Genomic DNA, 15,479 nt, shown 5'->3' on the forward strand with positions numbered 1-15,479 from the left:
CCGCAGAGGCAATGAAGAGGAGATTGGTTTTCTGAAACATGCGTGCTCCGCTCGCCGCAAAGGACGTCAGACAAGGAAAATGGACGACTATGTCGATCGTTCTCGGCGGCGGTCGAGCGGCGGGGCGGCCGCATCTCCGAGTTGCCGACGTCCAAGCTTGTATCCAGCGGGGCGGAAGGCTGTCAACGGTCGGATAACTCGACACGGAGTGAGCATTCCGCTACCAGAAACGGCTCAAGCCCCAAGCGACCGGTGATGTTCTCGCTGGCTGGAGTTCCTTTGGCCGGCGCTCACGCCGGCTCTTATCTGACAGCCAAATGCCCTGGAGTGAGATACATCACAATCCATTCTGGTTTGCTCTTCTGAGGTACCCGCTTGTCGGCCGTCTGGACGAATCCTGTCTCGGGTAGTTGCTGGTCAGCGCCATTATTCAGTTAACGCGCTGCACCCCCGCAAGTACCGCGCAAGTGGCGCGCAAGAAGGCCGGATAACTTTCTAGTTCCGCTCGGTGACGGCACCAATAGGGATGTGCTTTCGATGAGGAGAACAACGTGAGAGCGCCGGCTCCCTGGACCAGAATTGGGTGGTGCGCCGCCCTCATGGGCATGGGGCTCTCGCTCGTAGCACCCGTGGACACCGCGCTCGCGTCGCCGGCTCCCCCCTCCCGGCCCTCGGCCGCGCCTGCCCCGGCCGTGGCTCCCGGAAGCCGCGACAAGGTGCTCGGGCCCGGCTGGCGATCATCGGGCGACCGGGCATGGACGACGACCGGAGACTCCAGCGGCCTCCACGTTCTCGTGGCCGAGGAGAAGAACGGGTATGCGTGGCGGAACGTCGCGACGCTCTCCGAACCCGGTTTCGACGCCGATCAGTGGATCGGCAACGCATGCCTCACCGGCTCGGGGAAGCGCGCCGTGGTCGCCTACGCGCCGCGGGCGTTCACGAACAAGCCGCCGCTCAACGCCCGGGGCGCCTTCACAGCCGTTGTCGACCTCGCGAGCGGCTCGGTTCGCAAGCTGCCCCTCCAGTCGTCGCTGGCCTACTTCAGTCCCGGGTGCGGCACCGGTGAGGACGCCGTGATCACGCAGGAGGGCGGCGCCGGGTCCCACGCCGGCAAAACCCGGCTGACGAGGGTCGACGCGGTGACCGGCCGCCTCGGCACCGCGACGGTGCTGACCGGGCAGGTGACCTCCGCGGTCCCGGTGGGGCGGAAGATCGTCGCGGCCGACGGCCACCGCCTGGTGCGGGTCTCGAAGCGCGGCGGGCGCACGCCGCTCACCAAGACGAGCGGCGTGCCCTTCCACCTCGCCGCCGACGCGGACGGCGGCGTCGTGTTCATGGAACGCGGCCAGGCCGGCGTCTCGGTGCGGCGATCGGCGGGGCGGCCCGGCCCGGCCAAGGAATTGGCCACGGGCGTGCTGGGGCAGGTCGGGGTGCAGGCCGGGGCGGGCGGACGGGTGTTCCTGACCGGCCGTCCGGCCAAGGTCGGCGCGCTGCCGCCGAAGATCTCCAGAGTGGACGTGCCGCGCGGCGCGGAGGTCTCCTCGCACGGCCGGTCGGCGCTGCTCTCGGCGGCCGGTGGAGGCGCCGCGGCGGCATCGCCCCGTGGCGGAGAGCCGGCCCCGGTGCCCGTCCCGCGCCGGGGCCGGGGCGGCCTGACGCTCAAGATGAAGGTCCTCGCGACCGGCGAGCAGCCGGAACTGTCCGTGTCGCCCGGCGATGCCACGGCCGGTCGGAAGGCAAGCCCGGTGCTCGGCGGGAGCGACGCCCGGCCACGCGCGGCGGCGGACGGATCGCCCACCAACCCGGTGGAGTCGGAACGTACCTGTTCGGTGCCGCGCAACGACCCGCGGAACCAGGCGTACCAGCCGACTCCCCGGCAGGTCGAATGGGCCGTCGACCAGGCGGTCCGGGGCGCGCTGACGATCCAGCGGCCGCAGAACTGGAAGAACCTGGGCATGCCGGCCTACACCCCGCAGGGCCTCTTCCCCCGGGCCGGGCTCACCGGCGGCGGCTACATCCCGGCGCAGGTGATGCTCGGCGTGGCGGCACAGGAATCGAACCTGTGGCAGGCCAGTCGCTGGGTCACGCCCGGTGAGACGGGCAACCCCCTTATCGGCAACTACTACGGCCTCAACCTCTACGACAGTTCTCCGGCCAACGACTGGGACATCGACTTCTCCGAGGCGGACTGCGGGTACGGCATCACGCAACGCACCGACGGCATGCGCCTCGCCGGCCGGGAGAAGCCGGGGGAGACGGCTCTGCCCTATCAGCACCAGCGCGCGGTCGCCCTCGACTTCACCGCCAACATCGCTTCCGGAGTCCGCCTGCTGGAGCAGAAGTGGAACCAGACGATGGCGGCCGGCATGCGGGTCAACAACGGCGACCCGGCCAAGCCGGAGAACTGGTTCTTCGCACTGTGGTCATACAACAGCGGCTTCTACCCAAATGAGGGCGGGCCATGGGGTGTCGGCTGGGCCAACAATCCGATCAACCCGCGCTATCCGGCTGACCGCGCGCCCTTCCTCAGCACCACCTACGCCGATGCCAAGAACCCCCAGTGGTGGCCGTACCAGGAGAAGGTCCTCGGCTGGGCCGCCTACCCCATCGAAGCCCTGGAGAAGGCGCCTGACACCTACGTTCCGGGCTACCGCGCGGCCTGGTGGAACACCGACATCTACCGGCTGGGCATCAAGCCCCCGGCGGAGATGTTCTGCAACTCCTCGAATTACTGCACGCCTGGAGCGAAGTATCCGAACGATTTGGACGAACCGGAGGGGCCCTGCAGCCGGCGGGACCTCAAATGCTGGTTCCATCAGCCGATCACCTGGAAGAACTGCCCCGCCGAGTGCGGCAACGAGGTCCTGCGCTTCGATCCCGGATACGCCTACCAGCCCGACCAGGTGAACTATCCGCCGACCTGCACCCTGAACGGCCTGCCGTCGGGGTCGCTGGTCATCGACGATGTGCCGGACGGGACGCCCACCCCCGCGCCGAACTGCGGGCGTCCTTGGAGCAACGCCGGAGCGTTCACCTTCGATTTCGCCGCCGACTCCGGCGGGAAGTACCCGTCCAAGATCGATCTGCACCAGATGGGGGGCGGCTTCGGCGGCCACTACTACTTCGGCCATACCCGTGATCCGGATCGTCCGCATCTGCGCGTCTCGGGCGCCTGGAAGCTGGACCGCGAGATCAACGGGCCGGCCCAGGTCCTGGTGCATCTCCCCGACCACTACGGGTACACGCACCGGGCCACCTACGAGGTGGAGACGGCGCGCGGCACCCGTAAGCGCACCATCTCGCAGCGGGTGAGCGGCAACCAGTGGCTGTCGATCGGCGCCTTCATGTTCGACGGCAGGCCCAGCGTCAAACTGAGCAGCGTCGTCGGCGGCGCGACCGGCGACGAGACGATCGCCTTCGACGCGCTGGCGGTGCGCCCCATCAAGGGGACCTACGTCGAACGGACCGTCGACGCCGTCGCGTTGTTCGACGAGACCCAGAACATCAACACCGACTCGGTCAGCTCGTGGTTCCTGAACAGCCCGGTCGAGACCCATCAGAAGCTCTATGACTGGGGGCTGGAGACCGCGGGCAGGGTGCTCGCGCTGCCCACGTGCGACGGGACGGACGAGGAATGCGCGGGCCCGCATATGAAGTCCGCGATGCAGACATGGCGGAACCAGATCATCACGGCGGGTACGGACCCGCTCGACCATCCGCCGGGTCAGGGGATCGCGAACTGGATCCATTTCGCGAACCCGTACACCGATCGCCCCACGAGCTCCTCCAAGCCCGGACACTTCGACACCGATGACACCTCGTACAAGATCAAGGCCAGTGCCACCGTCTCGTTCATCCGGGGCGAGGACGGTGCGATCGTCGACGGCAGTCCGTACGTCGAGTACGACGACCGGACGGGCGACACGGTACTGCCGGACTTCGTCAAGAACACGCTCCGGGCCATCGAACTCGACTACGGGATCGACCGGCCGGACCTCACCTACACGACCGAGGACCTGAACGAGCACGACGGGAGAAGGCGCACGGCGAGGCCGCACTCCACGGGGATACTCCCCGGACGGGCCTACCTTCCGCTGCACGACCAGGAGCCGGCGCCGATCGTCGGCGGCTGCGTCCCGGCCAATTCCGTCTCGGGCGGGAGCATCGGGTACCGGCCCATGCTCGGAGAGGCGGGACCTGCCGCCGCCATGCAGGCGTGGATCGACACGATGAGCCACGACTTCCGCGTTCATCCCAACGTCACGCGAGTGGTGAGGGAGATCTACAACCTCTTCTTCCACCGCGGTGCGACCGGCTCGCCGTTCAACATGGCGGCGCCGATCTGGCAGCAGCTGAGCTTCATGGTCTGCGCGGACGGGACCATTCACAAGAACGGCGGGCGGCCGATCCTGAGGTCCAGCTTCATGCCGGACCAGTACCTCTACTTCGAGGGCAGGGCCATCAACACCGACGGGCAGCCGGTCGGCTCCGGTCCGATCATCAACGGGAACTTCCGGCTGTTCAGCCGCCTCCCGGACGGGGGAAGCGGCATATGGGACAACCCCTACGGTTCCTGCTCGGGCTCCGGGCAGAGCGGAAATCCGTGGAACATCGCTCCGCCGGGCGGGGCGGGGACCAACCCTGACAGCGTGCACTTCTGCGTCTAGCGTTCGCCGGAAGCGGATGACGTGCGCGATCCAGTGACTCTCTGGCCGTTCCCGTACCGGGGACGGCCAGAGAGTCTTCGTCTCCGACGTGAAGCGGAAGAGTGGTGGGCATGGGCCTCGGCGGGCAGGCGTATCTGGTCTATTGGATGGTCGCATTCTGCTTGTGGACCGTGCTCGGTCTCCTTCCATTCAGACGGCGGCTGTCCTACGGCTGGCGGTTGTTCCTCGGTCTGTACCTCCTTGCCTCCGTGGTCATCGTCGTCTCTTTGGGGACCGGCGGGCCATCCGTTCACGTGCTGCTTCTCTTCGGCCCAGGCGCCCTCATGGCCTTCATTCGCTTGATGACGTGCCGGCGGGGATAGAGCGGATGACTCGGGCGCCGTGGCCGCCCCGCAACGCCGCGTGATCGCGCATTCGGTGGGGCGGTCGCCGCCGGCCGCAGGCGGCCTGCGGGTGACCTGGACAGGAATTCGTTTCGCATTAACATGATCTCTGCACAGATGTTGATCATGCGTGCGATGGCGGGGTGGCTGGTGTTGCGCTTCGGAGTTCTCGGCCCTCTCCACATACAGAAGGGTGAGGAGCAGGTCACCGTTCGTGCGGCCAAGCAGCGCACCGTCCTCGCCCTCCTGCTGATCCATCGGGGCGGAACGGTGCCGACTGAGCGCCTCATCTCCGAGCTCTGGGACCATGACCCGCCGGTGTCCGCACGCGGGACGCTGCAGTCGCTCGTCTCCCGGCTGCGGCGGTCCCTGGGTGAGGACCGCGCCACCGACGGGCGGCTGCTCGTCGGGAACGCCTCCGGCTACGCCTTCGCGCTTCCTGACGACGCGAGCCTGGACCTGCAGGAATTCGACCAGGCCGTGGCCGGGATCCGGGCTCGGTCGGCCGCCGGTCCAGCGGCGGACCTCGCGGACGACCTCGCGGACGACGTCGACCGGGCGCTGGACCTGTGGCGCGGGGCGGCGTTCGCCGATGTTCCGGCGTCGCCGCGGATCGTCGTTGAAAGGACGCGGCTGGAGGAGGCGCGGCTCGCCCTGTGGGAGACGCGCGCGGACCTCCGGCTCGCTCGCCGGCTGAACGACGAGGTCATCGCCGAGAACACCGCCCTGCTGGCAGACCATCCACTGCGCGAGCGGCTGTGGGAGCAGCTGATGCTCGCCCTCTACCGCAGCGGCCGCCGCCACGAGGCGCTCACCGTCTACGGCGACGCCGAGCGGCTGCTGACCGCGGAGCTGGGGATCGGGCCCGGGGAAGGGCTGCGGCGGCTCCACGGGCAGGTCCTGGCCGGTTCCGTACCGCCGGCCGCACCGGAGCCCAGGGCGCCGCGGCTCTCCGCGTCTCCGGCGCAGCTTCCGCCGGCCATTCCCGACTTCACCGGGCGGGAAGAAGAGCTCGCCCGGGCGCTGACGGTCCTCGGAAGGGCACCGGCCGGCGGCTCGGCGCCGACTGTGGCGGTGTCGGGCATGGCGGGGGTCGGCAAGACGACCTTCGCGCTGCAGGTCGCCCATCGCCTCAGGGGGAACTTCCCCGACGGGCAGATCTACGTGGACCTGTGGTCGGGGGAGTCGCGGCCGCAGGCGCAGAGCCCGGACGAGGTGGTCTTGCGGTTCCTGCGCGCGATCGGGATGACCGGCCGGGATGTGCCGTCCGATCCCGATGAGCGGGTGGCGGTGTACCGCAGTGCGCTGGCGAACCGGCGGATCCTGATCGTCATCGACAACGCGACGGACGAGGCGCAGGTGGAGCCCCTCCTGCCGGGCGGCCCGACCTGCGCGGTCCTGGTGACGAGCCGGAAGCCCCTGTCCGGCCTGAGCGGTGCCCGGCACATCGTTCTCGACGTCCTGAGCGCGGGCCAGGCCCTCGACCTCATCGCGAGCGTCGTCGGCCCGGATCGGCTGGCGAGAGAGCCGGCCACGGCGGCCGAGCTCGTCGACCTGTGCGGGCGCCATCCGTTATCGCTGCGCATCTGCTCCAGCCGCCTGGCGGCGAGGCCGCATTGGACGATCGGCACGCTGACGAAACGGCTGCTGGACGAGCGGCTGCGCATCGACGAACTCGAGTACGGCAGGAAAAGCGTCCGCGCGAGCTTCACACTGAGCTACGAGGCACTGGAGGCGCGTGCCCGCCGGCTGTTCTGTCTTCTCAGCCTGGTGGAGGCCGAGGACTTCGCGGCCTGGGTCGCGGCCCCGCTCCTGGACACCACGGTCCGGGAGGGCGAGCATCACCTCGAAGTGCTCGTGGAGAACCAGCTCGTGCAGGTCGCGGGCCGGGACGGCGCCGGCCAGACGCGGTATCGCCTGCACGATCTGATCCATCTCTACAGCGGGGACCTGGCTGAGCGGCACATCCCCGTGTCCGAGCGGCGGGACGCGGTAGCGCGGCTCCTGGGCGCCTGGCTCACGCTCACCGACCGCGCCCACGAGACCAGCTACGGCGCCAACTTCCTGCTGAACCACGGCACCTTCCCGCGATGGCCGCTCGCCCCGGCCTACGTCGGCCAGCTTCTGGCCGACCCCTGGGCGTGGTGGGAGTCCGAGCATCGCTCGCTCGTGGCCATGGTGGCCCAGGCCGCCAGGGCCTGTCTGGACGAGGCGGCCTGGGACCTCGCGGTCACGTCGACGACGCTGTTCGGCACGTACGGGTATCTGGGCGATTGGCAGACCACGCATGAGACGGCCTTCGCCGCGACCGTCCGCAGCGGGAACCGCCGTGGCGAGGCCATCGTCATGAGCCACCTGGCCGGCCTGCGGATCTACCAGCAGCGCCATACGGACGCGCTCGACCTGCTGGCGCCCGCCGCCGACACGCTGGCCCGGTTAGGGGAGCGCCGGGCGGAGGCGCTCTGCTATGTCGCGATGGGCATCGCGGAGCGGGGGCGGCGTGACCGTCGCAGGGCCCTCTCGCACTTCCACCGCGGCCATGAGCTCCTGCGAGACCGCGGTGACGCCCTCGCCGAGGCCCACGTCCTGCTGCACACCGGGCAGACGCATCTCGCGCTCGGTGATCTGATGGCCGCCGAGCGGAGCCTTCGCTCGGCCCGCTCCATCGCGCGGTCCGTGGACGGCGGGCCGCTCGAAGGCTATATCGACCACTGGCTCGGCTCGGCTCACCTGGGCAGGCACGATGCGGCCGCGGCCGCCGAGGCGTTCTCCCGCGCGGTCACCAGGGTCTCGTCCATCGGTGACGCGCGGGCCGAGGCCATGGCGCTGCAGGGGCTGGCCCACGCCCACCTGCAGAGCGGCGAGCGGGACACCGCCGAGCACGTCCTCTCGCTGGCCGGCGCGGCCGCCCAGCGCATCCCCGACAGCGCGACCGCGACTCGGACGCTCAGCGGCATCGGGCGCCTTCTCGCCGATCTGCGAGCGTGAGGTCATGCCCGGAGTCGCAGGGCCCTCCATCTCGGTGGAGGCGCCGTCGTAGCCGCGGTCGGACAGAACGCGAGTGGCGGCCTCCAGAATGCGTTCCACGGTCTGCCGGGAGCGTGCCGGCGCGGGATCTTCCGAGGTGAAAGCCCAGGTGAGCGGGCCGTCGGCGGATACCTTCCAAACGCGACTTGTAAGCGACTCCTTATTCGCGTTTACCTTACAGGGAGAGCCGTGTCGTCAGGAGGTCGCGCAGATGACGGTGACCGATGGGATGCCCAAGAGCCCGTCAGCCGAGAAGGAGAGCGCCCGGGAGCCCGTCCCGTTCGGACCGGGGTCGGTGCTGTGGGACACGATGGGGCTCTACACGTCGGCCATCGCGGGGAACGGCGTGTTCATCCTCCAGGTCATGCACCCCGCGATCGGGACGGTCGTCGACCGGCTGTCCAGCTTCCGCACCGACCCGCTCGGCCGGGCCGCCCGCAGCTTCGCGTCCGTGCAGACCTGGGTGTACGGCGGGGAGGCCGCGATCGAGGAGGGCAGGCGGCTGCGCGAGATGCACAAGCCGCTCAGCGCGGTCGACGAGGACGGGAACCGCCACCACGCGCTGTCGGCCGAGCCGTGGGCGTGGGTCCACCTCACCGGCTTCTACGCCGCCGTCACCGCGTCGAGGTACTTCGCGCCCGCGCCGCTGACGCCCGACGAGGAGCAGCAGGTCTTCGACGAGTTCATGAACCTCGGCCGGATCCTGCGGGTGCCCGAGCGGATGCTGCCCAAGACCATCCCGGACTACTGGGACTACTTCGACGACATGGTCGCGAACACCCTCGTCCCCCACAAGGTGGCGCACGAGGTGCTCGCGCAGATGGGCCAGGTACCGCCGAACGTGCCGGGACCGCTGCGGCCGGCGGTCGCCCCGCTCAGCGCGGCCGGCGGGCGGCTCGGCCGGCTGATCACGGTCGGCACCCTCCCGGCGGAGGCGCGCCGGAAGCTCGGGGTGTCGTGGACCGCGTCGGACGAGCGGCGGCTGAAGGTGGCCGGGCAGCTCATCGGGCGGAGCACGCCGCTGCTGCCCGAGCGCGTCCGCTACATGCCGATCGCCTACCGCGCCCGGCAGGCCGCCCGCGCCCGGGAGCGGCTGGAGCGCACGCTGGCGCAGCGCCCCATGTGAGCCCGCGCGACCAGGCCGCGGCCGCCGCCGGGGCGGCCGCCCGAACCGGCCGCACGAACGGCCGCCAAGGAGGTCGATCACCGTGACCGCACCGACCGGGGACCCGCTGTCGCTGCTGGCCGCCGCCGAACCCGCGAGGACCGCGGTCATCGAGGACGATCGGCGCCTCACCTACGCCGAGTTCAACGCGCTGGTGAACCGGTACGCCAACCTGCTGGTGGACCACGACGTCAGGGCGGGCACCAAGGTGGTCTGGTGCGGCCGCAACAGCACCGAGGTCGTCGCGCTGATCGCGGCCCTGCGCAAGTGCGGCGCGGTCGGTGTCCCGCTCAACTACCGGCTGACCCCGGAGGAGGCGTCCTACGTCATCGAGAACGCCGACGCCGCCCTGGTGGTGTTCGACGCCGAGCAGGCGCCCCAGCTGGAACCGGCGTCCTGGCGGGCCCCGGGCGTCCGCAGGTGGCTCGCCTTCCGCGGGCACGCGCCGGACTGGGCGTCCTCCCTGGACGCCCTGGCCGCGAAGAGCCCGGTGACCGAGCCCGCGCCCCGCGGCGCCGATCCGGTGGCCGGCAGCTCGATGTTCTACACGTCGGGGACGACGGGCAAGCCCAAGGGAGTCGTGCGCGGCGAGATCGACCAGGCGATCGTGCTCGGGCTGGTCGGGGAGATCGGCTTCCAGCCCGGCGACGTCTACCTCACGACCGGCCCGCTCTACCACTCCGGCCCGATGAGCTTCATGCTGATCGTCCAGCTCATGGGCGGGACCGTGGTCGTGATGCGCGACTTCGACCCGGAACGCTGGCTGGACCTCGTCGAGCGGCACCGGGTGACCACCACGTTCTCCGCGCCGACCCCGATCCGCCGCGTGCTGGACCTGCCGGACGAGGTGATCGCCCGCCGCGACCTGTCCTCGCTGCAGCGCATGATCGCGAACGCGGCGCCGTGGCCGTTCGAGCTGAAGCGCCGCTACGTCGACAAGATCGGTGAGGGGTCGCTGTTCGAGGTGTACGGCTCCACCGAACTCGGCGTGGACACCGTGCTGCGGCCCGAGGACCAGCTCCGCAAGCCCGGCAGCTGCGGCCGGGCGGCCCCCGGCGTCGAGATCACCCTGTTCGACGCGGAGGGCCGGCCCGTCGAGGAGCCGCACGTGCCCGGCGACCTGTACGTGCGCGGCGCCGCCGTCTTCCACGACTACTACAAGGCCGAGGGCAAGTACCGCGACGCGAGCCGCGGCGAGTGGCTGACGGTCGGCGACATCGCCTACCGCGACGAGGAGGGTTTCTACTACATCTGCGACCGCCGCACCGACATGATCATCTCAGGCGGGGTGAACATCTACCCGGCCGAGATCGAGGCGGTGCTGACCGCGCATCCGGCGGTGGCGGACGCGGCGGTGTTCGGCGTCCCGTCCGACGAGTGGGGCGAGGCCGTGCACGCCGCGGTCGTGCTGCACGACGACGCCGTCACCGACGAGGACCTGCGCGGCTTCTGCCGGGAGCACCTGGCCTCGTACAAGACGCCGCGGGGCTTCGACCGCATCGCGGAGATCCCCCGCAACCCCTCGGGCAAGACGCTGAAGCGCAGCCTCCGCGACCCCTACTGGGAGAACCGGAACACCAAGATCGGCTAATCTCCGGACGCATGGCCCCGAATCGGCGAATCCGGACCAGGGCGACGCCGGCGGGTGTCGCCGCCTACGACCTGTCCCTGCCGTTCGAGGTGGGAGCGCCGCTCGAACCGGCCGCGCTGTTCCCCGCCGAAGGGGAGCCGGCCGGCCACGCCGCGGCGCCCGACCTGGAGCGCGCCGCCTACACGACCGGCGGCACCCTGGTCTGCGCCGGGCGGGACGGGGCGGTCGCGTGGCGCGGCGACCTCGGCGCCGCGCCGGAGCCGTACATGAACGGCCGGGCCGCCTGCGCGTTCTCGCGGGATGGCGACGTGGTGTGGCTCTACCGGCCCGATCTGGCGCTGCGGGGACCCGGTCACACCGATCAGTGGCTGGCCTTCGACGCCGCCACGGGCCGCGTCCTCGGGCAGGCGGACCTGGGGAGCGCCGGCCACGGCGCGCACCATTTCGTCCACCCGGACGGCGAGCACGTCCTACTGGAGGTCGGTGAGGGGCAGGAGGGGTCGCGCGTCTACCTCGCCCGGCTGGACGGCACGGGGATCGAGGTCACCGAGTTCCCGTGGAGCGCGGCCCTGTACGACCTGTCCCCGGACGGCGCCCGGATGCTGACCGTCCGGGAGGCGCCGGGAAGCCTTCTCGACGAACTCGTCGTCCGCACGTTCCCCGGCGGGCGGGAGGACGTCGTGGTCCCCGCCGAGGCGCTCGGGTACGACGAGGACGAGCACGAGACGTTCTTCATCGGCTGGACCGTGGGCCATCTGGACGCCGGCACCGCGATCGTCTCCGTGCACGGCGAGCACGTCGAGCCGGAGGACACCGAGCCGGAGGACACCGAGCCCGAGGAGCCGCTGGACTTCCACCGCAACCACCTGGTCGACGTCCGGACCGGCCGGGTGCTCGGCCTCATGCCCCCGGCCTTCGCGGAGAGGGAGGACGTCACGCCGCTCGGGGACGGCTCGTGGCTGACCACCGGATCGGACGGCGCCTGGTACCGGCACACCCGCTGAGGCGGCCCGTGCGGCCCCCGCCGGTCAGGCGGCGAGCAGGCCGCTCGCCGAGAGGAGGCGCATCCAGCGGTCCCTGTGCCGGCCCTTCCGGTCGGTCGCGGTGACCGCGCCGGCGCCGAGCACGCCTTCGACCAGCCGCGGATAGCGCTCGCCGAGGACGTAGTGGTTGAAGAACGCGACGACGTCGTCCGCGAAGTCCTCGCTGTCGATCTGCTCAATCTCGATGTTCTTGTACATGAAGACGTAGTCGTCGGGGTCGACGTAGTAGACGCTGCCGTCGTTCAGGTCCAGCCGGATGGGGCCGCCGCCGTCGATCTCCTCAAGGAGATCGGCCGGAATCCCGTGCAGTTCCCAGCCGATGACCAGGGGATCGCCCAGCGGGCAGTGCTCGATCCACTGCCGCTTCGCCCAGGCGTCCGGGTTCTGGATCTCCTCGGGCTGCCTGAAGCGGAAGTAGTCACCGGCCAGGTGGGAGAACAACCGGAAGACTTCCGTCACCCCGGCGGGCAGGTCCGGGACGTCCTCCAGATCAAGCGGCCCCTCGATGGTCACCCCGAAGCCGTGCTCGGCCTCCGTCCGCCGCAGCAGCTCCAGCTTGGCCTCGATCTCGGCCAGCCCCGCGCGCATCTCGTCGTTCATCGGGCCCCCGGATCAGCGTCGGTGTCACCGGAGATCATGCCCGGACGGGTCAGTACTTGATCACGCCGCGGATGTTCTTGCCGTCGCGCATGTCCTGGTAGCCCTTGTTGACCTCGTCGAGGGTGTAGGTGTTGGTGACCAGCTCGTCCAGCTTGAGCTTGCCCTCGTCGTAGAGGCGGAGCAGGCGCGGGATGTCGCGGCGCGGGTTGGCGTTGCCGAAGATGCAGCCGACCAGCTCCTTGCGCTGCATCGCCAGGTCGAACAGGTTCAGCTTGACGTCCTCCTGGAGGATCGGCGCGACGGCGACCACGACGCCGCGGCCGCCCTTGGCGACCATGCTCATCATCGGGTTGATGAGGTCGCCGGTGGCGACGCCGGTGGTGAGGAGGGCCTTGTCGGCGTTCGCGCCCCAGGTGAGCTCGGCGACCTTGGCGGCGGCCTCCTCCATGGACGCGGCGGAGTGGGTGGCGCCGAACTCGGCCGCCTTCTCCCGCTTCCAGTCGACCGGGTCGACGGCGATGACGTGGCGGGCGCCGGCCATGGCCGCGCCCTGCACGGCGTTCATGCCGATGCCGCCGAGGCCGATCACCACGACGCTCTCGCCCGCCTGCACCTTGGCGACGTTGACGGCCGCGCCCCAGCCGGTGGTCACGCCGCAGCCGACCAGCGCGGCCTTGTCGAGCGGGATCCAGTCGTCGATCTTGACGGCGGACGCCTCGTTGACCACCGTGTACGGCGCGAACGTGCCGGTGCAGCACATCGTGCCGAGGTCCTTGCCGCTCTTGGAGTGGTGCCGGGCGGTCATGTCGCTGATCTGCCGTCCGGCCAGCAGCACCGCGCCCATGTCGCAGAGGTGCTGCCGTCCCCTCGCGCACGAGGGGCAGCGGCCGCAGGCCGGGACGAACGACAGGACGACATGGTCGCCCTCCTGCAGCGTGGTGACGCCGGGACCGACCGCCACCACCTCGCCGGCGCCCTCGTGGCCGCCGATGAGCGGGAACTGCTCCGCGCCCAGCAGCGCCGCGATCTCGTCGCTGAGCACCATGTCCCCGGTGACCACGTGCTCGTCGGAGTGGCACAGGCCGGAGGCGGCGAGTTTGACCTTGACCTCGCCCGCCTTGGGGTCGTCGAGCACGATGTCTTCGACACTCCAGTCGGTGTGCGGTTCCCACAGAATCGCCGCTCGAGTCTCCACTTATGCCTCCTGATGGACGTGCTGGAGCCGGTTGTGCCTCTTGAATACTAGAACTTGATTCGGAACTCCATAGTTCGGCGTATCTCGATCGGTCCGTGACCGCATTCGGTTTCCGCTGGTCGGCGCTCCGCCGGGCCGCCCGTAGCCGCTCGTAGCCGCCCGTGGCCGCGCGGCACCGACCTGGGGGCCGGTGTCCGGTCCTTCTTGCAATATGGTTGCATTTGCTTCTGATGTGCATGAAGTGTCGCTGGTGAAGGGGTGATGGTCGGCGTGCCGAGCGCTACCAGCCGTCGCGGGTTCCTCGGGCTGGCCGGAGCGGCCGGGGCGGTGCTGCTGGGCGCGTGCTCGTCCGGCGGGACGGAGTCCGGCGGGACGCCCCGCCGGGGCGGCACGGTCCGGGCGGTGTTCCCCGGGTCCGGCGCCAAGGAGACGATGGATCCGCACGCGCAGCGGCAGTTCGTCGACATCGCCCGGCACAAGGCGGTCTTCGACAAGCTGGTCGACCTCGGGCCGACGCTGCGGCCGGTGCCGCGGCTCGCCGAGCGCTGGGAGGCGAACGGCGACGCGACCCTGTGGCGCTTCCACCTGCGCGCTGCCGTGTTCCACGACGGTCACGCGCTGGACGCCGACGACGTCCTCTACAGCCTCGCCCGCATCCTCGACCCCAAGGGCGTCGACCGCAGGGCGCGGACCTCGCTGGCGGGCATCGACCTCGGGCGCTCCCGGGCCGCCGGCAAGCGGGTCGTGGAGATCGCGCTGAAGCGGCCGAACGCCGAACTGCCCTCGCTGCTCGCCATGACCGGTACCGCCATCGTGCGGCGCGGCTACGCCGACCCGTCGAGGCCGGTCGGCACTGGACCGTTCCGGTTCCAGTCGTTCACGGCCGGCCGGTCCTTCACCGGCCGCCGCTTCGACGACCACTGGGACGGCGCGCCGTATCTCGACGAGCTGCGCATCCTGTCCGCCGAGACGGAGGCCCGCGCCAACGCCGTCCAGGCCGGGGAGGTCGAGTACGCCCATGAGATGACGCCCACGTTCGCCCGGGTGGTGCAGGCGAACCGGAACGTGCGGGTCGTCGCCGCGCCCCGCAGCGGCGTCGAGGGCATCGTGATGAAGACCGACCGCCCGCCGTTCGACGATCCGGACGCCGCGCTGGCCGTCAAGCTCCTCGCCGACCGCGCCCGCCTGGTCGAGGTCGTCATGGGCGGACGCGGCACGGTCGGCAACGACATGTACGGCAAGGGCTTCACCTACTACCCCGAGGACGTGCCCCAGCGCGAACGCGACGTCGCCGAGGCCCGCGCGCTGCTGCGCAAGACGGGGGCGCTCAACAAGGAGGTGACCTTCTACACCTCCACGGCCGCGAACGGCTTCGTGGACGCGGCGCACATGTTCGCCGAGCAGGCGGGCGAGGCCGGGCTGCGGGTGAAGGTCGTCACCGGCCCGCCGGAGAGCTACTACACCGACCAGCTGGAGAAGGGCGTCCTCGGCAGCCACCGCACCGGCGCCACCCCCATCCCGACCTACATCAGCGACCGGCTGCTGACCGACGCGCCGCAGAACGCCTCCGCCTGGCGGCGCGCGGACTTCGACAAGGAGTTCCGCGAGGCGCAGGCCATCGTCGACGAGGAGGAGCGCACCCGGCGGTACGGCGGCCTCCAGCGGCGCGTCCGCGACGAGGGCGGCCTGCTGCTGTGGGGCCACCCCGACTGGCTGAACGCCGTGTCGTCCCGCCTGAACGGGGTGGAGGCCGCGCGGCCGAACACCGTCGACTGGGCGCGGTTCGACAGGGTGTGGCTGGCCTGACC

8 protein-coding genes are annotated in these 15,479 nt (G+C 70.5%); 6 read left to right on the top strand and 2 right to left on the bottom strand.

Annotated features, from left to right (window positions below; all coding sequences use genetic code 11):
* The first annotated feature begins 692 nt into the window (after positions 1–692).
* From E1266_RS00235 to E1266_RS00255, 5 genes are all read left to right on the top strand, one after another.
* The gene (locus E1266_RS00235; RefSeq protein WP_132042387.1) at positions 693–4,667 is read left to right on the top strand and encodes a hypothetical protein; all 3,975 of its coding nucleotides are present in this window, start codon (positions 693–695) and stop codon (positions 4,665–4,667) included.
* 500 nt (positions 4,668–5,167) lie between these two features.
* Complete coding sequence (locus tag E1266_RS00240) at positions 5,168–8,038, top strand: BTAD domain-containing putative transcriptional regulator (protein ID WP_165965873.1); 2,871 nt, start codon at positions 5,168–5,170, stop codon at positions 8,036–8,038.
* Positions 8,039–8,288: 250 nt separating this feature from the next.
* On the top strand, positions 8,289–9,203 hold the full coding sequence (locus tag E1266_RS00245) for an oxygenase MpaB family protein (protein WP_243718133.1): 915 nt from the start codon (positions 8,289–8,291) through the stop codon (positions 9,201–9,203).
* An 82-nt stretch (positions 9,204–9,285) separates the two neighbouring features.
* Complete coding sequence (locus tag E1266_RS00250) at positions 9,286–10,833, top strand: AMP-binding protein (RefSeq protein WP_165965874.1); 1,548 nt, start codon at positions 9,286–9,288, stop codon at positions 10,831–10,833.
* Between the two features lie 11 nt (positions 10,834–10,844).
* The gene (locus E1266_RS00255; protein WP_132042393.1) at positions 10,845–11,837 is read left to right on the top strand and encodes a hypothetical protein; all 993 of its coding nucleotides are present in this window, start codon (positions 10,845–10,847) and stop codon (positions 11,835–11,837) included.
* A gap of 24 nt (positions 11,838–11,861) precedes the next feature.
* Here the strand turns inward: E1266_RS00255 and E1266_RS00260 are convergent, their stop codons facing one another.
* Entirely contained in the window at positions 11,862–12,476 is a 615-nt protein-coding gene (locus E1266_RS00260) for a hypothetical protein (protein ID WP_132042395.1), read from the bottom strand.
* A 49-nt stretch (positions 12,477–12,525) separates the two neighbouring features.
* The gene (locus tag E1266_RS00265; RefSeq protein WP_132042397.1) at positions 12,526–13,671 is read right to left on the bottom strand and encodes an NDMA-dependent alcohol dehydrogenase; all 1,146 of its coding nucleotides are present in this window, start codon (positions 13,669–13,671) and stop codon (positions 12,526–12,528) included.
* Positions 13,672–13,932: 261 nt separating this feature from the next.
* Between E1266_RS00265 and E1266_RS00270 the strand changes: the two genes are divergently transcribed.
* A complete protein-coding gene (locus tag E1266_RS00270; protein WP_132042399.1) occupies positions 13,933–15,477 on the top strand; it encodes an ABC transporter substrate-binding protein in 1,545 nt (514 codons plus the stop codon).
* Positions 15,478–15,479 lie beyond the last annotated feature (2 nt).

The organism is Actinomadura sp. 7K534 (assembly GCF_004348575.1).
In the GTDB taxonomy this organism is placed as follows: Bacteria; Actinomycetota; Actinomycetes; order Streptosporangiales; family Streptosporangiaceae; genus Spirillospora; species Spirillospora livida.

Coding starts and splice junctions, on each gene's coding strand:
- E1266_RS00240 (WP_165965873.1), top strand. CDS start 5,168: ATGTTGATCATGCGTGCGATGGCGGGGTGGCTGGTGTTGCGCTTCGGA.
- E1266_RS00245 (WP_243718133.1), top strand. CDS start 8,289: ATGACGGTGACCGATGGGATGCCCAAGAGCCCGTCAGCCGAGAAGGAG.
- E1266_RS00255 (WP_132042393.1), top strand. CDS start 10,845: ATGGCCCCGAATCGGCGAATCCGGACCAGGGCGACGCCGGCGGGTGTC.
- E1266_RS00260 (WP_132042395.1), bottom strand. CDS start 12,476: ATGAACGACGAGATGCGCGCGGGGCTGGCCGAGATCGAGGCCAAGCTG.
- E1266_RS00270 (WP_132042399.1), top strand. CDS start 13,933: ATGGTCGGCGTGCCGAGCGCTACCAGCCGTCGCGGGTTCCTCGGGCTG.